General features: G+C 59.3%; 17 protein-coding genes. 5 read left to right on the top strand and 12 right to left on the bottom strand.

The window, feature by feature from the left end:
• The first annotated feature begins 137 nt into the window (after positions 1–137).
• Entirely contained in the window at positions 138–2513 is a 2376-nt protein-coding gene (locus JM93_RS07840; RefSeq protein ID WP_145342019.1) for an ATP-binding protein, read from the top strand.
• Here JM93_RS07840 and JM93_RS22380 read toward each other — a convergent pair.
• Positions 2461–2715 (bottom strand): DeoR family transcriptional regulator, encoded by a 255-nt coding sequence (locus tag JM93_RS22380; RefSeq protein WP_425280817.1) that lies wholly within the window; start codon positions 2713–2715, stop codon positions 2461–2463. The two genes, JM93_RS07840 and JM93_RS22380, sit on opposite strands and share 53 nt — an antisense overlap.
• Between JM93_RS22380 and JM93_RS22105 the strand changes: the two genes are divergently transcribed.
• Together JM93_RS22105 and JM93_RS21695 are read left to right on the top strand one after the other, a co-directional pair.
• The gene (locus tag JM93_RS22105; RefSeq protein WP_244300784.1) at positions 2620–2841 is read left to right on the top strand and encodes a hypothetical protein; all 222 of its coding nucleotides are present in this window, start codon (positions 2620–2622) and stop codon (positions 2839–2841) included. The genes JM93_RS22380 and JM93_RS22105 overlap by 96 nt on opposite strands.
• A 454-nt stretch (positions 2842–3295) precedes the next feature.
• Positions 3296–3433 (top strand): hypothetical protein, encoded by a 138-nt coding sequence (locus JM93_RS21695; protein ID WP_155197555.1) that lies wholly within the window; start codon positions 3296–3298, stop codon positions 3431–3433.
• Between the two features lie 81 nt (positions 3434–3514).
• On the opposite strand, the gene JM93_RS07830 is transcribed toward JM93_RS21695, so the two are convergent.
• From JM93_RS07830 to JM93_RS07805, 6 genes are all read right to left on the bottom strand, one after another.
• Positions 3515–4378, bottom strand: a complete 864-nt coding sequence (locus tag JM93_RS07830) for an alpha/beta hydrolase (RefSeq protein ID WP_145342016.1) — start codon at positions 4376–4378, stop codon at positions 3515–3517.
• Positions 4379–4525: 147 nt separating this feature from the next.
• Complete coding sequence (locus JM93_RS07825; protein ID WP_145342014.1) at positions 4526–7516, bottom strand: bifunctional [glutamine synthetase] adenylyltransferase/[glutamine synthetase]-adenylyl-L-tyrosine phosphorylase; 2991 nt, start codon at positions 7514–7516, stop codon at positions 4526–4528.
• The gene (locus JM93_RS07820) at positions 7491–8936 is read right to left on the bottom strand and encodes a sensor histidine kinase (protein WP_145342012.1); all 1446 of its coding nucleotides are present in this window, start codon (positions 8934–8936) and stop codon (positions 7491–7493) included. The genes JM93_RS07825 and JM93_RS07820 overlap by 26 nt, the downstream gene beginning before the upstream one ends.
• Positions 8920–9606 (bottom strand): response regulator transcription factor, encoded by a 687-nt coding sequence (locus JM93_RS07815; RefSeq protein WP_145342010.1) that lies wholly within the window; start codon positions 9604–9606, stop codon positions 8920–8922. Before JM93_RS07815 ends, JM93_RS07820 begins: the two co-directional genes overlap by 17 nt.
• A gap of 146 nt (positions 9607–9752) precedes the next feature.
• Positions 9753–11294, bottom strand: coding sequence for a Do family serine endopeptidase (locus JM93_RS07810; protein WP_244300783.1), 1542 nt, complete (start codon positions 11292–11294; stop codon positions 9753–9755).
• A gap of 140 nt (positions 11295–11434) precedes the next feature.
• The gene (locus JM93_RS07805; protein ID WP_145342008.1) at positions 11435–12085 is read right to left on the bottom strand and encodes a glutathione S-transferase; all 651 of its coding nucleotides are present in this window, start codon (positions 12083–12085) and stop codon (positions 11435–11437) included.
• A 157-nt stretch (positions 12086–12242) separates the two neighbouring features.
• Between JM93_RS07805 and JM93_RS07800 the strand changes: the two genes are divergently transcribed.
• Both JM93_RS07800 and JM93_RS07795 read left to right on the top strand, forming a co-directional pair.
• A complete protein-coding gene (locus JM93_RS07800; protein WP_145342006.1) occupies positions 12243–13253 on the top strand; it encodes a DUF2336 domain-containing protein in 1011 nt (336 codons plus the stop codon).
• 121 nt (positions 13254–13374) lie between these two features.
• Positions 13375–14454 (top strand): DUF2336 domain-containing protein, encoded by a 1080-nt coding sequence (locus JM93_RS07795; protein WP_145342004.1) that lies wholly within the window; start codon positions 13375–13377, stop codon positions 14452–14454.
• 18 nt (positions 14455–14472) lie between these two features.
• Here the strand turns inward: JM93_RS07795 and JM93_RS07790 are convergent, their stop codons facing one another.
• The 5 genes from JM93_RS07790 to ccmI form a co-directional block, all read right to left on the bottom strand.
• A complete protein-coding gene (locus tag JM93_RS07790) occupies positions 14473–15705 on the bottom strand; it encodes a bifunctional alpha/beta hydrolase/OsmC family protein (protein ID WP_145342002.1) in 1233 nt (410 codons plus the stop codon).
• Positions 15706–15822: 117 nt separating this feature from the next.
• A complete protein-coding gene (locus tag JM93_RS07785) occupies positions 15823–16308 on the bottom strand; it encodes a cytochrome c-type biogenesis protein (protein ID WP_145342000.1) in 486 nt (161 codons plus the stop codon).
• A 4-nt stretch (positions 16309–16312) separates the two neighbouring features.
• Entirely contained in the window at positions 16313–18304 is a 1992-nt protein-coding gene (locus tag JM93_RS07780; protein ID WP_145341998.1) for a heme lyase CcmF/NrfE family subunit, read from the bottom strand.
• Between the two features lie 46 nt (positions 18305–18350).
• Positions 18351–18788: a cytochrome c maturation protein CcmE gene (gene ccmE, locus JM93_RS07775; RefSeq protein ID WP_145341996.1), complete on the bottom strand. Its 438-nt coding sequence runs from the start codon at positions 18786–18788 to the stop codon at positions 18351–18353.
• Between the two features lie 64 nt (positions 18789–18852).
• On the bottom strand, positions 18853–19995 hold the full coding sequence (gene ccmI / locus JM93_RS07770; protein ID WP_145341994.1) for a c-type cytochrome biogenesis protein CcmI: 1143 nt from the start codon (positions 19993–19995) through the stop codon (positions 18853–18855).
• Between the last annotated feature and the right edge of the window lie 23 nt (positions 19996–20018).

Here is a 20018-nt window from a genome sequence, read left to right as displayed (position 1 = left end):
CTAGGATCAAGTGCTTGTTCCGTTAACCATTTTTTTCTGAGTGGGGCCTAGACAAACCGACTCGCCTAGATTCAAATGAAGGTGATTCGGGCGGCGGGCGTCCGGCGGTAAATTCAAGTAATCGGGGCACATTTCCGATGGCGCGGGCATCTGCCGGCAGCGCGTCCACGCGACGCCATATCCGGCCCAAAAGAAAACAGACCAGCGACCGGACCTTGACCGGACATCTGCGCCTGCTCGCAGAACCGACCTATCAGCACCTGCTGCGCTCTGAACCCCTGATGCGCCGGATCATTCCGGCGCTTTGTCTGATTTTTGTCGCAAGTCTTGCCGTTTTCCGAACCATTGACCTGTCCTACGAGCACGACGCCCGCGACCGGCAGGTCCGCAGCGAAATTGAGTTATCCTCCGCGCTGATTGCGGCACAGCTTGTGCTGGAAACACAGGACCTTCCCGAACAAGGCTTCCGCTCCGGCCTGCAGCGTGCTCTTGCCGATAGCCTGCCTTCGGGCATGACCCGCTTTGGCAGGATTGTTCTGGTCAGCGATGCGGATGGCATGGTGATCGCCAGTGCTCCGATGCAGCCGGGGCTGGAAAACCGTCCGCTAGATGATCTGTTCGGCGCGTCTCAGCCGCTTGCCGTCTTTGGCGCCCGGGCAGGCGTGATGCTGATTGAGACGGAGCTTTCTCCAGGCGATGGCACGATCAACGCGTATGCCGCCGCCCGACATCTGCAAAACGACCGGCTTGGAATGGTTGCGGTTCTTCAGCCCGAGAGCGAGGCGTTTGCCAGCTGGCGGTCCGATGTTTCGGCAAATGTCACCATGTTTGTCGGCACCGCGAGTGTGCTCCTCGTCCTGGTCTATGCGTTTTTTGCCCAGGCCACCCGGGCCGAACAGGCCGACGACATGTACGCTGCGACCCGCAGCCGGATCGACACGGCTTTGAACCATGGCCGTTGCGGCCTGTTCGATTGGGACTTGTCGCGCGGACGTGTTTTCTGGTCCTCTTCGCTGTATGAGCTTTTGGGGCGCACACCCCAGGACGACATTCTCAGCTTCTCTGAAGTCTCCGCGATGACCCATCCGGAAGACGTCGACCTGTTTGCGCTGGCCGAACATCTTCTGGACAGCGGCGCAGGTACCGTCGATCAGATGTTCCGCATGCGCCATGCCGACGGACGCTGGATCTGGTTGCGCGCCCGCGGCGAAATCCAGTCGGATCCCGGCCGCAGTGAACCGCACCTGATCGGCATCTGCATTGACGTCACCGAGCAGCACGAACTTGCCGAACTGAGCCGCACCGCGGACCTGCGCCTGCGCGATGCAATCGAGACAATCTCGGAAGCCTTCGTTTTGTGGAACGCCAAGAACGAGCTGGTGATCTGCAATTCGAACTATCAGGCGCTGCACAAGCTGCCTCAGGACGCGATCAAGCCCGGCACGCCCTATCAGGACGTCATGGCAGCAGCCACAAACACCGAATTGGCCCCGCACCCGGTCAAAATCAGCCAGCGCGGTGATGCCCCTGAAGGCAGCTATGAAGCGCAGCTGGAAGACGGCCGCTGGCTGCAAATCTCAGAACGCCGGACCAAGGATGGCGGCTTCGTTTCGGTCGGCACCGACATTACCGCGCTGAAGCAGCATGAAGAAAAGCTGATGGACAGCGAAAAACGGCTGAAGGCAACGGTCACCGATCTGCAAAAGTCCCGCCAAACCCTTGAAGTCCAAGCGCAGCAGCTGGTTGAGCTGGCCGAAAAATACGGTCAGGAAAAAACCAACGCCGAGAACGCCAACCGGGCGAAATCGGAGTTCCTCGCCAACATCTCGCACGAACTGCGCACACCGCTCAACGCCATCATCGGCTTTTCCGACATTATGAACCAGCAGATGTTCGGCCCGCTCGGCAGCGGACGCTATTCGGAATATTGCAATGACATTCACAACAGCGGCACCTATTTGCTGAACGTGATCAATGACATTCTCGACATGTCAAAGATCGAAGCCGGCCGTATGTCGATCGAACCGGAGCAGATCCCGGTTGCCGATGCCGCACGCGACGCCAGCCGGATTATCACCACGGCAGCAATCGAGAAACGCATCACCGTCAATTGCGAAGTGGCCGAGGACGTCACGGTTCTGGCCGATCGGCGCTCGCTCAAACAAGTCTTCTTGAACCTTTTGGCCAACGCCGTGAAATTCACCCCGGAAGACGGCGAAGTCAGCCTGACGGCGTGGGCCGATGCCGAGCAGGTGCATTTCGACATCACCGACACGGGCATTGGCATTGCCGCTGCCGATATCAAGCGGCTGGCGCAGCCCTTCGTGCAGGTGGAAAACCAGTTCACCAAGACCCACAAGGGATCTGGCCTCGGACTGGCCATCGCCCGCTCGCTGATCGAACTTCACGGCGGAACGCTCGATATCCGCTCCGAAGTCGGCCACGGGACGACGGTCAGCTTCAGCCTGCCGGCCGGCCACAAAACGACTGAGACACAGCCCGAGCTGCTTTAAGATTCAGCACCCTTGGCAAGTTAATTGCCTTTTTGGCCTCATAGTTCAGGACAGCACGCGCTTCGTACGCGACGTTTCTCGAGCTTTCGATGAACTCTGCGCCCCCATGCAGCCTGCGCAGCTTGGCCTCTTGGCACAGGGCATTGATATCGCGCCGGATCGTGTGCGCGGAAACGCTGAGGTCACCGGCCAGCTGTTCCACCGCAACCCGGCCGTCACGCTGAGCAATTTCCAAAATTCTACCCTTGCGATCCATGCGCATGAAACCCCAGAAGCAGGTGCCCTCAGACCGGCAGACGCTTTTCCGACAGGACCGCCCCGGCCCTGACATTTGCTATCTATCTGAAATTTGAGACAGTTTTCTGCTCGTTAGAGCATCATTTCGTGACACAAATGCGCATTGAACGCTCAATCGAGCACCAATGAAAACAGCCAATTCCCCCATCTTGAGCACATAGCCCGTTCAATCCACCTCGATGCCGATAGAATCTTGCAGGCCAGGGTCCACAATTCAGAGCAACGCCCAACGACCCCGAGATGGCGGACAGCGTTGGGCTAGCGGCTGGACATCGCTGGTCCGCTCATCGGGCCGCTCTGCGGTACGCACGGTATCCTCTGCAAAGCCGGCCACCGAACGGCGGTCAGCTTCCGCCTGAACGCAGGCAACCAAATAGCCGGGAGACACGTTGCGGAATTGCTGGAGAAATTTTTACGGCTGTTTCGGAACCCCGCGCAGGCTTTCGCGTTTTCCTTCCCGCAACCAAACGCGAAAGGATATCGCCATGACAAACAAGGAAAAACGCGAGCTGGAAGCCAAGCAAGAAGCCGCCCGCATCAAGCGTGTCGCCAATCATATGAGCACCGGCGGACAGCTGGGCGGTACGTTCTTCGGCCAGGAACACGAAGGCGGCGCGCGTTAACGCAGCGCCCTTCACAAACAGGAAAGGGCGCCTTTCTGGCGCACTTTTTTGTGCCTGGAGCGTTGGTGAGGCACCATTAAATCAACCGTTTGGCTCACTGCCCGATACGGCCTGAGTAGCGGCCTTGAGATCTGACAGGATATCGCGGGCCCGGGTCCACAACAGGGCACCGCCCTCACGGCTCAAAACGTGACGGACTGCGTTCGGCAAGCGGCAGGAAAGCGTTTTGCCGAAATCGGGGGAATGAACCGGGCTCTTGTCCTGCGCGCCATACCAGAGCGCGACGCGGCCTGAAATCTCTTCCAAGTCAAACGGCCAGGCACCAAATGCAGCTAACGTGTCGCGGGCATAACCTTCCGGTCCCTGACGGAAGCCGCCCTGGAGCGCCCTCCTGTATGCACTTGCAAAAGGCTCCGAACCATAACGCGCCTTGTCCGCAGCCGACGACATGGACAGGATCAGATCAAACAAGCCGCCCGGTTCGGCAATGCGGGTCATCATCTCCAAAAATCCGTTAGGATCCGTTGCAGCCTGGTGCACCATATGGGCCACTTCAGGCGGAAGCTGTCCTGAGAATGCTTGATGACCAAGATCATCTTGACCGGAAACCAGCGCAACCGGGCCAAACCCGCCACGGGCAGCCATGGCAAGAGCAAATGGCGCACCCTGGGAGAAAGCCACGATGGGCATCGGGCCGGTTTCAAGCTGCGCGGCGAGCCCGGCAAAGTCTTCGGCAACGCTTGTCAGCGTCTTGGCCGGATCCTTGTCCGACCCGCCCAGGCCCGGGCGGTCCGGTGCAATCAGCCTAAGACCCAGGTCGTCGAGCACCTCTTCACCGAAACCAAGCGAACCGTCCATCCCCGCCCCCGTGACAAACAGGATTGGCATGGCGCCGGCCTGTCCCCATTCCGACCAGGTTAGCCGGCGGTCGTTTGAAAGGGTCACTATTCCTCTGCGAACCGGGGGTAGGATCGCAGGCATGTCAGGAGCTATCACTTTAAACTCTGCAAATATTTCAATGGCTTCACGAAGCACTTTACGGCGTCTGCACCTGTCTGTTACCGGACCGCCCCGCCGCGCTCAAGGCCCGCGCTATTTAGGGTCGATCGCCTCGACCGGTCCAATCAGCTTCACGAATGTGCCGCGGACACTGGCCTGGATGTCGGCAAGCTCCAGTTCCAGATGATGAAAGTTCGGCGCGCCACCGGCATGCACCAGCAGATCCAGAACGCCGCGCGTGGTTTCGGCCGGATTAAACTTACCCGAGACCGCCATGCGCAACACCTGTGTCAGGCGCTGATACAGCCCCAGAGCCTTGAGCAGAAGGTCCGCGTCGCCCGCCTCCAGTTTGCCCGCATCGCGCAGGTTTTGCAGCGCCTGTTCAGTGGATTGCGCCAGGATCTGCGGGTGTTTGTGGGCATAGGCGAGCTGGTAGCACTGGGCAATGAACTCGATATCGACCAAACCGCCCGCGACCTGTTTGAGATCCCAGATATCCTTCGTGCCTTTCTCCTTCTCGATCCGCGCCCGCATGGAGCGCACATCATCGGCGAGTTGCTGACGGTCACGCGGCTCTGACAGGGTCTCGGCCAGGGTCGCGTTGATCTTGTCCTTGAATGCGTCAGACGAACAGGCAATCACCCGCGCGCGGGTCAGCGCCATGTGCTCCCAGGTCCAGGCATCAGTCTTTTGATAAGCAATAAACCCGTCCAGGTTGGTGGCGAGCGGCCCGGCGTTACCGGATGGACGAAGACGAAAATCCACTTCGTATAGACTGCCCTCGGCGGTCGGAGCCGACAAGGCGGTGACCAGCCTCTGCGTCAGACGGGTGTAATACTGGGTAATCGCAAGCGGCCGCTTGCCGTCAGATTGTTTGGCTCCCTCCGGCGCCTCATACAGCAGGATCAGGTCGAGATCGGACGAAACGGTCATCTCCCGCCCGCCCAGTTTGCCCATGGCCAGAACCGCGACCTCGCCGCCCGGCACACCGCCATGACTTTCACCGACATGTTTGATGACCCGCGACAGCAGACGGTCGACAACCACTTCGGCAAGCCGTGCCAGAGCAAAGCCCACCTTGTCGGCGCTGAGCGTGTCCGAAATCAGCCTGAGACCGATCAGGAACTGCTGTTCCTGGGTGAAAATCCGGGCCCGGTCGAGCGCCTCTTCATAAAATTGGGCCTGATTGAGCGTTCGATCCAGCCCGTCCCGAAATTCCTGAACACTCGGCATCGCACCGAAAAATGCCGGGTCGAGCACACTGTCCAGTACATGCACCCGGCGCGATACGGTTTCGGCCATGCGCGGCGCCGACCCCATAACAGTTGCCAGCAGGTTGAGAAGATGCGGGTTTGAGCGCAGCAGCGAAAACAGCGGCACGCCGGCAGGCAATTTCGCCAGAAAACTGTCAAAGCTGCGCAGCGCGGCATCGGCGTTGTCTGTGGCGGCCAATGCGCCGACCAGAACCGGATGCAGCTCGGTCAGCCGTTCACGGGCCTTGGTCGACCGCATCGCAGGATACCGGCCGAAATGCCACGATTTGATTATATTGGCCGCTTCGGACGGTTGCTTGTAGCCGAGCCGCGACAGGGTTTCGAGCGTGTCCGGGTCGTGATCATCGCCAGTGAAAACGAGATTTCCCAGGTCGGACGACAAACCGGGCTCGTCCTCAAACAGCTCCGCATAGTGGCTCTGGACGGTTTTGAGACGCTGGACCAGCGCGGTCTCGAAGTCCGCCAGACTGTCAAAGCCCATAAGATAGGCAATTCGGGTCAACCCTTCTTGGTCCTTGGGCAACAATTGTGTCTGTTCATCGTTGAGCATTTGGATGCGGTGCTCGACCTTGCGCAAGAAAACATAGGCTTCGCTCAGCTCATCGCGCACGCTTTCGCGGATCCAGGCGTTTTCCAGTAGCCGGTCCAACATATCCAACGTGCGCCGCCCCCTGAGCTCCGGATTGCGCCCCCCGGCAATCAATTGCTGGGTCTGCACGAAGAACTCCACCTCGCGGATCCCGCCACGCCCCAGCTTCACATTGTGGCCAGCGACACCGATCGCACCATGGCCCTTGTGCAGATGGATCTGCCGTTTGATCGACTGAACATCGGAAATGGCCGCAAAATCCAGGTACTTGCGCCAGATAAACGGCCGGATTTCCTTTAAAAACGCCTCGCCCGCCGGAATGTCGCCGGCGCAAGACCGCGCCTTGATCATGGCCGCCCGTTCCCAGTTCTGGCCGAGCGACTCATAATAGGCGAGCGCGGCTGGAACCGACATGGCAAGCGGGGTTGCGCCGGGATCCGGGCGCAGGCGCAGATCGGTTCTGAAGATGTAGCCGTCTGCAGTGCGCTCCTGCATGATCTTGACCAGCCGCCGGGTCATGCGCACGAACTCGACAGGAGCTTCAGCATTCCCGGCCATTGGCGTGATGGCCGGATCATAGAGAATGATCAGGTCGATATCGGATGAATAGTTGAGTTCGTTCGCCCCGTGTTTGCCCATGGCCAGAACAATGAATCCGGAGTTCTGGTCCGGCTCCTCGGGGTTTTTTGGGGCAAACTTGCCCCGCTTCGCCATGTCGGAAAGCAAAAACCGGATGCTCGCGATCAACGCTGCATCGGCGAACCCGGCAAGAGCACCGGTGACGCGGTTCAGATCAACCGCACCGGCAATGTCAGCAAGACCGAGCGTCAGGGCAAGGTCCTGCTTCAGCACCCGCAAGTCCCGCATGAGATCGGCTTCGGTTTCGCTTCGCAGCTGCCGTGCCTCGGCGATCAGACGGTCCAGACGGTCTTCCGGCGCTTCGGAAAACACGCCAGCCACGCGATCGAGGTCGCGGCAGGCCAGATCGCGAAGGTAGGCAGAATTGCCGCAGATTCCGGTTAGAAATGGTTTCAGCCGCGGGTGGGCGGCTTGAAGCGAAGCGAGTTTTTGACCACCGCGGCACGTGCCATCAAAAAGGTCTGCGACGAACAAGTCGGCATGGGCCGGGTCGATGGTTTTCGGAACGACCGCCAGTCGGTCGGCAAGTGGAGGTCCTGCGGGAAGCGCCGTCTCATCAGCTGCGCTCTGCCTCTCCTTCATTCCCGCTGTCCTCCGCCTCGTTGTTTTCTTCGACGGGCGCAAGCTTGAAATCCATCTGCGCCGTCAATCCAGGGCCCGCATCCTGAAGCAGAAGCTGGCCGCCATGCAAGCGCGCAACCGCATTTACAAGGCTTAATCCAAGGCCATATCCGGGCTCACTGCGGCTTTCATCCAAACGCACGAAACGGGCCTTCACGCGGTCCTGCTGCGATTTCGGAATTCCAGGCCCATTGTCGGTCACCGACACGCAGACCCGGTCGCCGTCCACATGGCACGCCATCACCAGCCGCAACGGCTCATTTTCAAGGCGGCCATATTTGAGGGCGTTTTCAACGAGATTCACCAGTGTCTGCGTCACCAGATCACCATTGCAAATGGCCCGCACATCCGGATCGGCATCGACCGTCAACGCGCCACCTTCGTCTTCCAACAAAGGGCTGTATAGTTCGGCGACCGATTCGATCAGGCGGGAGATATTCACCGGCTCCATGCCGGATTCGGGCGCCATTGCCTCGATCCGGGCGATCCGCAGCAATGCGTCAAATATCCGGATCAGACTGTCGGTCTCATGCAGGGTCGTGTCGAGCGCGGCGCGCAAATCTGCCTCGGTCTTGCCTTCGCTTAGGGCGGTTTCCACCTGACTGCGCATGCGTGTCAATGGCGTTTTCAGATCATGGGCGATATTGTCGGTGACGTCCTTCATGCCACGCATCAACAGCTCGATCCGCTCCAGCATGTCATTCAGATTGGTCGCAAGGCGGTCGAACTCGTCCTGATTGCCCGCGACCGGAAGCCGTCCCGACAAATCACCGTGCATGATCCGGCGGCTGGTCTCTGCAATCCCGTCGATCCGTTTCATTACCCGGCGGCTGACAAACAACCAAGTGACCGCAGACATGATGACGATGACGACCAGCCAGAGCCGCATGGCGCCGCCCAAAAGCTCCGCGAAATGCTGTTCGTCGCCCAGGTCACGGCCGACGAGCAGCTTGAAGCCGCCGCGCAGTTCGAAAATGCGTACAAGCGCCTGGCGCTCAACTTCGCCGTCCGCTTCTAGCCGGGCATACTGGACGCGCCGTATACCGCCGTCCGTTTCATCAAGAATGATGGATGGAAGCCGTGCGATGTTGCCTGCGATCGCGTTTCCGGCGAAGTCCGTGAGCAGATAAAGGCTGGCATCCGGCCGCCGGGCACGGCGGTCGATGCTCTCCACCAGCGCGCGCACACCGCCGCGCACATACTCATCGGCAAGTCCGGAGATCTCGGCATCCACGGTCTGTGTGACCTGGGCCGACATCAGCTGATTTGTATTTTGGTAGATATAAGCGAGCAGGAACGCTGAAATCAGCGTAAAAACAGAAATATACAGCGCCGACAGCTTGAACGCCGTCGTGCGCGTTACTCTAGTTAGACGGTTCACGGATCGTGTACCCGGCGCCGCGAATGGTGTGCAGCAGCTGTGTCGCGAACCCCTTGTCGATCTTGCCGCGCAAGCGGGAGATGTGGACATCGATCACGTTCGTCTGCGGGTCGAAATGATACTCCCAAACATTCTCAAGAAGCATTGTCCGGGTCACAACGCGGCCCGCATGCTGCATCAGATATTCCAGAAGCTTGAATTCCCTCGGCTGCAGCGGAATATCGGTATCGCCGCGCCGGCAGCTATGGGCAAGCCGGTCCAAAACAAGATCACCGACCTTGTAGGTAGTTTCCAGATCGCCGCCGCTTTTCGGCCGGCGCGCAAGTGCTTCAACACGCGCCTGCAGCTCGGTAAATGCATAGGGCTTGGGCAGATAATCATCGCCGCCCGCTTTCAGGCCCTTCACCCGGTCGTCAACCTGGCCGAGTGCCGACAGAATCAGGACCGGGGTATGATTGCCGGTTTGGCGCAGGGTTTCGATGACCGAAAGGCCATCGCGCTTTGGCAGCATGCGATCGACGATTAGCACGTCGTAGGAACTGGACTGTGCAAGCTCAAGCCCCTGCTCGCCATCGGCTGCCTGGTCGGCCACGTGGCCCAGCTCGCTCAACCCCTTGGCCATATAGGCCGAGGCGCCGGCGTCGTCCTCGATGATAAGAATCCGTAACATGACTGCCATTTACCTATATTTCGGGCCAATTGAAAAGCGCCGCTGGCGACAAACGGTTGGATAGGAGTGTTCACCGCCAGCGGACGCAACAGAGCCGGATTACGGGGGGCAGAGGGTTACCGGCCCTGTAGACGTTGAGTTGGTGTTCAGGCGACGTTCATCGGCAAAGCGACAAAACGCGTGGTCTGGTTGCTTTCAATCCGCAGCAGAACCGCCTTGCGGCCGTCTTTCTCTGCTTTCCTGATTGCGTTTTCGACATCCTGCGGCGTCGACACCTGCTGGCCTGCAACCTCAAGGATACGGTCGCCGGCAACAAGCCGCTTCGCACCAGCCGGACCGGACGGGTCGACTTCGGTGATCACAACACCGTCACCCTCAACTCCAGCCTGACGGGCTGTGCTGAGCGACAGTCCAAGATCAGCAAGAGCCGTCTCTTGAGCTTCCGCTGGAACCGTAGCCGATGCCTGTTGATCTTCGAGCCGGCCGAGCGTGACGTCGATGCTCTCTTCCTTGCCATTCCGCCAGATGGTCAGGTCGACCTTGCTGTCCGGACTGTAGCCGGCGATCAGACGCGACAGGTCGCGGGGGCCATCCACCTGTGTGCCACCGACGGCCAGAATGGTGTCGCCGGCCTGAAGGCCTGCCTGCTCGGCAGGGCCGCCGTCCTGAGGATCGGCGATGATCGCGCCGCGCGCTTCGTCAAGACCCAGGCTTTCGGCAATATCATCGGTCACGGCCTGGATCTGGACACCCAGCCAGCCACGCACGACCTGGCCACCGTCTTTCAGGTCAACGATAACATTCGTTGCCGTGGAGGCCGGAATTGCGAAGGCAATGCCGACATTGCCGCCTGACGGTGAGAAAATCGCAGCGTTCACACCGATGACCTCGCCGTTCATGTTGAACGCCGGACCACCGGAGTTGCCGCGGTTGACCGGTGCGTCGATCTGGATGAAGTCGTCATACGGACCCGCGCCAATATCACGGCCGCGGGCGGAGACGATCCCCGCAGTTACGCTGCCGCCAAGACCGAACGGGTTGCCAATGGCAACGACCCATTCGCCGACCGACGGGGCATCGTCAGCGAATTTCACATAGGTGAAGTCTTCATCCGCATCGACCTTCAGCAGAGCCAGATCGGTGCGCTGGTCCGCGCCGATCAGCTTGGCGTTGTATTCCTTGCCATCGTCAGTGATGACCGTGAATTCGGTGCCTTTGTCGATCACGTGATGATTCGTCACCAGGTATCCGTCTTCAGTGATAAAGAAGCCCGAGCCTTGAGACATGCCGAACTGGCGGGGGCGTTCCTGCTGCGGCCCGCGGTTGGGCTGGCCGCGCTCACCGAACTGGCGGAAGAAGCGTTCCAGCGGATGGCCTTCGGGCATGCCCTTGAAGAAGTCTTCCATGCCGCCCTGGCTGCCGCCGCCAAAATTCATCATGCGCGGCTGCACTTCCTGCTTCACCCGAACCGATACCACGGCGGGCTGCACCGCCTCCACAACGCTGGAGAAATCGGCAGGCGCTTGGGCATCCACGCGTACCGGATCGGCCAGCGCCATTTGGCTTGGTACCAAAGTCTGCGCGGTCAGCGCGCCAGCAAGGCCAAGGGCCATTACCCCGGCCATCAGACCGGCCCTGCGCCGAGCGGCGGATTTCTTTGGTCCAAATTGCGTGTCTTGGTCTTGCATCCCGTTTTCCTTCAAGACTGTTCGTTCGCTCAGCAGACCCGTTTTTACGCCCCGGGCCTGCGCGTCATTCAGTTAAGTAATGAACTGAGCCTTACAGCCGCCTGTCTTGAAGGTTACGTTTTTGTAATGAGTATTAACTCTCAGCTTCCGAAGAAAACAGGAAGACTTCCAGCCGTCCAGCAGCTGTATTTCGGCATGATCAACCGGAATTCGGCAGACGCCTCGAACCGGCTCAACCACGTCAGAAGATTCGGCCAGGGCTGGATGTCGAACCACTCCCGGTCGGCATTGGCGAACTGGCGGACAAAGGGCAGAATGGCAAAGTCGGCAAGACTTGGACGAGGCCCATACAGCCAGCCCGTGTCTGTAAGTTGCCGGTCCAGCCGGTGCAAAAACTCGGCAGCCTTGGCCCTCTCGGTTTCCTTATGTGCATCGGCATAGCGCGTGTCGTATTTGTACCTGTCCAGATGCCGTTTGAAGGGGCCGTCGGTTTCCGCGATCAGCGCAAGCATGTCATGCCGCGCGCCCGCGGACGGTGCAAGCCAGTTCTCAGGATCCGCCGTTTCAAGAGCCCAGATCATGATGTCGAGGCTTTCGTCGATGACCGTGCCGTCGGGCAGGACCAGGCATGGCACCGTAGCTGATGGCGAAACTTCCAGGAATTCGGGCGCTTTGTCTCTCAAAACGATCTCCCGCAATTCGACTGTTTGCCCGGACGCCAAAATCGCAAGCCTCGCCCGCATGGCGTAGGGACAGCGGCGGAATGAATAAAGTATGGGAAGATCAGACATTTTGCAGTTTCATCGGACTGTGGAGGCGGGCGGCGGGCGGGCAGCTGGCCCGCAGATATCTGCCAGGCTCGACTTTTCCGCCAAAACCGGCATTCTTTATCCGGATTTAAAGACTTTTAGCGTTAACTCCAAGGCCCGTCCTACTCTTGGTTTGAGAATGATCGATAACCTTATCGAAAAAGCTAAGGAATGTTCCGCTGACAAGCGCACGGAAGTCGTCAGCCACGTGACGGATCTGTTCGTCCGGCGGTCCGGGCAGAATCAGCCCAAGGAAATCAACCTTTATAATGGTCTCCTGGAAGGAATGGTCGACAGCGTTGATGTCGACACCCGGCAGTCCATGTCCGAAAAGCTGTGCAAGGTTGACCAAACCTCGTCCATTCTTGCCAAAACACTGGCCGCAGATGAGTTGCAGATCGCCCAGTCGATGCTGGAAAACTCAAAGTCTCTAACTCAAAAAGACCTGATGGAGCTGGCCAAAACCAAAGGCCAGGGGCACCTGCTCGCCCTGTCCAAGCGCAAGCATATCGACCCGGACCTGACCAAACTTCTCTTGGAGCGGGGCCATACGGAAGTGCGCCAATCGGTAGCCATGAACCTTGGCGCCGAGATTACAAAGGAAGACTTCGAGCGGGTGGTCAAGGACATGCCCAAGCAGCTGGGCGACCGTTTGCGCCACTTGCGCAAGTCAAATGAGGAACTGATCAAGGATCTTTTCAACGACGACGAGGCCTCAACCGGTGAACCCCTGGTGCCGAAGCCAATGCGCACACCGGTCGAGCAATGGCTGTACGGCATCAAAATGGGCAAGGTCAGCGTCAACAATGTCGTCTCGCAGATGGCCATGGCCAAGAACCTCCACGGGGTCATGGTGGTTTTGTCTCAGCTTGCAGATCTGGACGAGAAATACGTCCACAATCTCATGATCCGCTTCGACGCGACAGGCATTGCCACCTTGTGCCGGGCCGTAGGGCTGGGAGCCATGGAATATTCTTCCGTCAGCAAGGCCAGAGCCAAGCACCTGAAGTTTCCAGAATCGACTGCCAACAAATGGCTGACCAACTATCATGCGCTTGACGCGAATGATGCGGAGCGTCTGCTTGCTCTCATGCGGATCAAATTGAGGGCGGTTGATAAGCCCGGCACGGCCAAGGAAGACGCCGCCTGAACGATCTGCCGGACGGTGACCGGCAGAGCCACTCCCGCGCGTCTTGTTATTGTCTCTGGTGTTTAGCCAAGTATCAAGGTTTTGACCTTACGCTGCGTTCGATCGCAGCAATAAGGTTCCCATGCTTAACACCCTGATTGAACTCGCAAAAGAAGCAACCCCGGAAAAACGACGCCGGATCATGTCTCATGTGACCGATCTGTTCGTAATCGGCGCGGACCGGTACAAGACCGAAGAACTTGCCCTCTTTAACGATGTTCTGGAGAAATTGCTGGCAGCTGTGTCTCACGAGGACCGGGTAAAACTGTCTGAACGGCTCGCGCCGGTGCCAACCATCTCCAAGGAACTGGCCATGAGCCTTGCGAGCGACGTGATTGCGGTTGCCAAGCCTATGCTTGAGACATCGTCCGTCCTGACGACAAACGATCTCGTGCGGCTGGCAAAAGTGAAGAGCCAGGCACACCTGCTGGCGATTTCGAAACGATCGCAGCTTGAGGCCGCGTTGACGGATGTGCTTCTGGAACGCGGCGAGCGTCCGGTTCAGCAGTCGGTTGCCTCGAACGAAGGTGCGGAACTTTCGAAGTGGGGCATGAAGCTGCTGGTCAAGCAGTCTGAAAAAGACTCAGAGCTGAGGGAAACCATGCTGAACCGGGACGACATCAGCATGGGGGAACTCGACAAGCTGACTGACCAGCTTCCCGAAGAAACACGCAAGCGATTGAAACTTCTTTATAAAACAAATCAGGAGCTGGTGGAAAAACTGTTCCGCGAGGCCGACAAGATCGTCGCTTCCAGCAAACTGCAAAGACGGAACACACGCATTGATGCGAAGGCTTCTGTGCGGGAAATCCGCAGCGGACAACGGGCGCTGAACAAGGTGTTTTCCAGCTTTGCCCTGTCCCATAACATCCTTGATCTTGCCTACGTGCTGGCCGAGCTCTCCAATCTTGAGCAGAAATATGTGACCAATGCGATCCTGAGGCCCGACATAGACAGCATCGCCATCATTTGCCGTGCGCTCGGTGTGGGAGACATCGAGTTTTCAGGTCTTTGCCAGGCGCGATGTGCGCATCTCAAATTGCCGAAATCGGCGGCCGAAAATTGGGAAAGCCACTACGCGGTGACCGATGAGGCCGATGCCCGGCGCGCCCTGACCTTCATCCGCCTGCGCCTCAACGCCTTGAAGGAGGATGCGGCCTAGGCACGTGCGTGATTTGGTTTAGTCGGCTGCCTTGGTGACGATTGCCGCCCCTGCCTCGAGCGTCTTGTGCACCGGACACTTGTCGGCGATCTCGATCATGCGGGCGCGCGTCGGCTCATCCAGATTGCCTTCCAGCTGAATGATGCGCTCGAACCGGTCGATCTTGCCGGGCCGCGCACGCAGCTCATCGGAGCACTCCGCGCAATCTGCCGCATGAACTTTGCCGTGCAAGACACGCGTCCCAATCCGGTCGATGTCTATTCTCTTGCGGTCGGCATACATGCGCAGGGTCATCACCGTGCAAGCACCAAGCGCAGCGGACAGGTAGTCGTAGGGCGACGGGCCGCTGTCAAAGCCGCCATAGCTTTCCGGTTCGTCCGCAATCAGGCGATGATGCCCGGTGGAAACCGTCGCCTGAAACTTGCCAAGGCGCGTTTCGGCAACATCAACCCCTTCGAATTCATCGCCCTTTGAGACCGCATCTTCCCTGTCCAGATATCCACTTGCCCAAGCAGCGATCACCCGTGCGGCATAGGCGGCATCGTCTTCGCGGCTGAGCAGATGGTCAGCCTTGTCGAGCGTCACGAAGCTCTTCGGGTGTTTTGCTGCCACAAAGATGTTTGAGGCGTTGTCGATGCCAACCGTCTCGTCCAGAGGCGCATGCATGACGAGCAGGGCCTTTTTCAAGTCGGCCACTTTCTGGCGCACGGTTTGAGTTTCCAGATCGTCGATGAATTCCTTGCGGATCTTGAAGGTCCGGCCAGCGAGCTGGACATCACCCTCGCCATTGGCGCGGATTTCGTCCAGCGCACCATGAAAATTATGAATAACATGGTCCGCATCGGATGGCGCGCCTATTGTTGCAACAGCCCGGACCTCGGAAAGGTCGCCGGCAGCAGAAAGCACTGCAGCTCCGCCGAGGGAATGGCCGATCAACAGCTGGGGCGCTTCGAAATTCTGGCGCAGATAATCGGCCGCACGTTTAAGGTCTTCGACATTTGAGGAAAAGTCGGTCGAGGAAAAATCTCCGCCGCTGCCGCCAAGACCGGTGAAATCAAACCTTAGGACCGCGATGCCTCCCGCGCTTAACGCGGAGGCGATCTGACGGGCAGCGGCAATGTCCTTGGAGCAGGTGAAGCAATGAGCAAACAGTGCGTAGGCCCGAATGTGGCCGGCCGGCAGGTCCAGCCGTGCTGCCAGTTGCGCGCCGTGGGCGCCTTCAAACTCGATTTTCAAGGGGCGTGCCGCCATGTTCAGTCTCCCAGCCGTTTCAGGTCCTTAGCACCAAGCAGATCCTGAGGTAAGCTGGGAATCATGTCATGCAAATCACGGCTTGGTGCGCCAGCCGTGAAGAATGCTGCACAAGGCTTAGCTGCCGGCCTTTTTGTTCAACAACGCGTCCAGCTTCGCCTTCTCGTCCTCGCTCAACGCAACCGTCCCGCCGATTGCATCGCGTTCCGAGGGTTTGCGGCGCCTCAAGGTCACGAAAATCGCGATCAGGCCGAGCACAAGAGCCAGTGGCGCGGACGCCCACAAAAAGAATGTGTGCGGAGCCATGCGCGGTTTGAGGAGAACAAATTCCCCATACCGCGAGACGAGGTAGTCGATCACCTCATCGTCGCTGTCGCCGTCAACCAGGCGCTCGCGCACCAGCACCCGCAAGTCCTTGGCCAGCGGTGCATCGCTGTCATCAATCGACTGGTTCTGACACACCATGCAGCGCAAGTTCGCGGACAGATCCCTCGCCCGCTGCTCGAGAACCGGATCATCCAGGATCTCATCCGGTGTGATCGAAAAAGCAGGTGCCAGTGAGAGTGTGAATGCGATCCAGAACGAGGCAAGGAAACGGGTCATTGCGTTACTCCGCCGGTGTTGCCGAAGGCTGGGGCGAGCGTTTCGCAGACGGCTTGGGCGCCCCGACCCGCAAGCGCCGGTCGGCCATGGAAAATACCGCGCCGATCGCCATGATCACGCAGCCGATCCAGATGAGGGTGACGAGCGGTTTGAAATAAACGCGTACATCTATGGCTCCATTCGGCCGGCCTTCACCCATGGACAGATAAATCTGCGAGAACCCGACCGTGTGAATGCCGGCCTCTGTCGTGGGGAACTGGCGGGCAGTGTAAAGCCGCTTGGACGGCTCCATTTCCGCAATGACAACGCCGCTCTGGCGTACCGTGAAATGCCCCACATCCTCGATGAAATTGGCGCCGCGCCGCGGCGCAACACCATCAAACGTGACCGCATAGCCGGACAGGTTGACCGTGTCGCCGGGCTTCATGGTCTGCACATATTCGTCCTGAAAGGCTGACGCAGTCACAATGCCGAGCACGGTCACACCGACGCCAAAATGGGCCGTTGCCGTTCCCCAGGCAGCGCCGGGCAGGCCCTTCAGCCGCTCGAAGGCCCGCTTGAGACCAACCTCGCGCGGCTTGACCCGCGTCCAGATCTCACAAATCGCACCGGCCATCACCCACACGCCAAGGCCGACACCGATTGGGGCCAGCACACGCTCCATGCCCCACAGCCAGAAAGTGAACAGGACGGCAAGGATCGCGATGCCAAAGCCCGCATAGAGCCTCTCTGCAGCCGCCAGAAGGTCACCGCGTTTCCAAGCGAGAACAGGCCCGAACGGGATCGCCATCAAGAGCGGCACCATCAGCGGACCGAAAGTCAGATTGAAAAAGGGCTCGCCAACCGAAATCTTCTCGCCCGTGATCGCGTCCAGCGCCAGCGGATAAAGCGTTCCGACCAAGACAGCTGCCGTCGCTGCCGACAGGAACAGGTTGTTGAGCACCAATGCGCCTTCGCGGCTGATCGGCGAGAACAGGCCACCCTGTTTGAGCAAAGGCGCCCGCCATGCGTATAGCGACAGCGAACCGCCGATGAACAGGCACAGAAGCACCAGAATAAACACACCGCGCGCCGGATCCGTCGCAAAGGCATGCACACTGGTCAGGACACCGGAGCGGACAAGGAAAGTTCCCAGCAGCGACAGCGAGAACGTGAAGATCGCTAGAAGCACAGTCCAGACCTTCAGCGCATCCCGCTTCTCCATCACGATGGCCGAGTGCAGCAATGCGGTCCCGGCAAGCCAAGGCATGAAGGACGCGTTCTCGACCGGATCCCAGAACCACCAGCCGCCCCAGCCAAGCTCGTAGTAGGCCCAGTAAGACCCCATCGCGATGCCGAGCGTCAGGAAAGCCCAGGCCAGCAGGGTCCAGGGGCGCACCCAGCGGGCCCAAGCCGCATCAATGCGGCCAAGGATCAGGGCCGCAACAGCGAAAGAAAACGTGATCGAAAAGCCGACATAGCCGACGTAAAGCAGCGGTGGATGGATCGCCAGGCCGATGTCCTGAAGGATGGGATTGAGGTCATTGCCCTCGATCGGTGCGCTCGGAATACGGTTGAACGGATTAGACGTCGCCAGCATGAAAAGCACAAAACCGGCCGTCACCCAGCCCTGCACTGCAAGCGTGGCCGCGCGCAAGGGCGATGGCATGTTGGAGCCGAAATAGGCGACCAGCGCACCGAAAAACACCAGGATCAATACCCAAAGCAACAACGAGCCTTCGTGGTTGCCCCACACACCGGTGATCTTGAATAGCATCGGCTTCGCGGAGTGGGAGTTTTCCCACACATTCACCACCGAAAAGTCGGAGGTGACATAGGCAATGGTCAAGGCCGCGAAAGAGATCAGCACCAGGAAAAACATGGCGATAGAGACCGGTGGCGCAATCGCCATCAGCCGGTCGTCTTCGCGTACAGCGCCCCACAGCGGAACGGTGGACTGAATCAAGGTCAGTGCGAACGTCAGTACCAACGCATAATGTCCAAGTTCAACAATCATGTGGGTGTCCCGCGCCCTTTCCTATTGTGCCTGCATAACCCGGTCGTCACTCTTCGCCTTGCCAATGGCCCTTGTCCTTCAACGCTTCGGCGACTTCCTTAGGGATGTAGTTTTCATCATGTTTCGCAAGGACCGTATCTGCGACAAATACGCCATCCGTGCCAATTTGTCCTTCAGCGACGATCCCTTGGCCCTCCCGGAACAGGTCCGGCAGTATGCCCTGGTAGGTAACGGCAACGGCGTTGACCGTGTCTGTGACCTTGAAGGATACCTGGGCATTGTCAGAGCGTACAACAGTGCCCTCTTCGACCAGTCCGCCCAGCCGGATGCGCTGGCCCTCCGGCACACCTTTTTCCGCGATATCGGTCGGGCTTTGGAAGAAAACGATCTGATCGCTTAAGGCAAACAGAATAAGGCCCAGTGCAACTGCCAAGACGGCTCCAGCAGAGCCGATAAGTGTCAATCGCCGTTGTTTACGCGTCATTTATTGGATCCGTCCCTCACCGCAAGGACCCCGCGCCCCTGACGGTCATGTTCTCTCTACCGGCCTAATTGGATTTGATTATGCCGAATTCCCGGGCGGCATCGTTGATCGAGGCCAAAGCCTCTTCGTCGCCCTCAAAGGCCGCCTGCGCCAGCTCAAACGCTTCCCGCGCAGCGTCCTCGTTGCCAAGAACCACCTGCGCCCGCATCAACTGCGCCCACTCATCTGCGCTGCCGCCGTCAGATTTAAGCCGCGCGTCCAAACCTGCAACCATGCCTTCGATCATTTGCTGTCGATCTTCCGGCATCATCTGGGAGGCGGCCGCCATTTGCTCCTGATCCGGCCCCCTCAATCCGTCCCCCATCTCCGGCACGGTTCCGCCGAGTCGCTCAAGCGAGCTCACCGCAGAGGCAACCCAAGCCTCGCGGGGATCGGCCCCTTCCAGGAGGTCTTGCCAGGCCGCTATCGCCGCTTCGGTTTTCCCCTCCTGACCGAGAGCAAGCGCCAGGAAAAAGCGAGGTTTGATCGCCTCTGGTTCAAGCGCAATGGCGCGTTCGAACGCCTCGCGCGCCGCCACATTGACGATGCCGTCATTGGCAACTGTCAAAGCTTCACCCAGGTTGGCCTCCCAATCGTCGCGGCGGCCAAGCAGCCGAATCGCATTGGCATAGGCTTGGGCAGCCTGCTCGGGTTTGCCGAGCTGCATATAGACCGGCGCGACCACCACCCACCCCTGTCCATCCTCGGGGTTTTCGGCCAGATGCTTCTCCACCCGGGCGACAAGCACGTCGACCGACTGATCCTCCGCCGGTGCGGTCATGCGGGCAGACAGGGGCTGGTCCGGCATGCCCGGCGCGCCAAGAAACAGATAGAGCCCGAGCGCAAACATGGGAAGAACGGCGACTGCAATCACTTGGGCCGTGCGCAAGGACGACTTAGATTCGGCGCTTTTGCGGCCGTTCTGCCCGCGCTCATGCGCTGCCAAAAGACGGCGGGCGATTTCCGTGCGCGCTGCCTCCGCTGCGGCAGGATCAATAAGGCCGCGGTCCAGATCGCGCTCAACTTCCTCAAGCTGTTGACGATACACGGCTTCATCCGCCGTTTGCACGTCTTCAGCAGGTTCTTCCGCGCGCGTGTGAGCCAGCGGGACCAAAATCGAAAGGGCAGCGGCCGCGGTCATCGCGGCGATCAAAATCCAGAGTATCATGGATGCACTATAGAACCTGCCGC

Origin of the sequence: Roseibium hamelinense (genome assembly GCF_007830545.1) — a bacterium.
GTDB classification, from domain to species: domain Bacteria; phylum Pseudomonadota; class Alphaproteobacteria; order Rhizobiales; family Stappiaceae; genus Roseibium; species Roseibium hamelinense.
The sequence above is the reverse complement of the archived record's forward strand: the minus strand, read 5'-3'. Positions and strand labels throughout refer to the sequence as shown.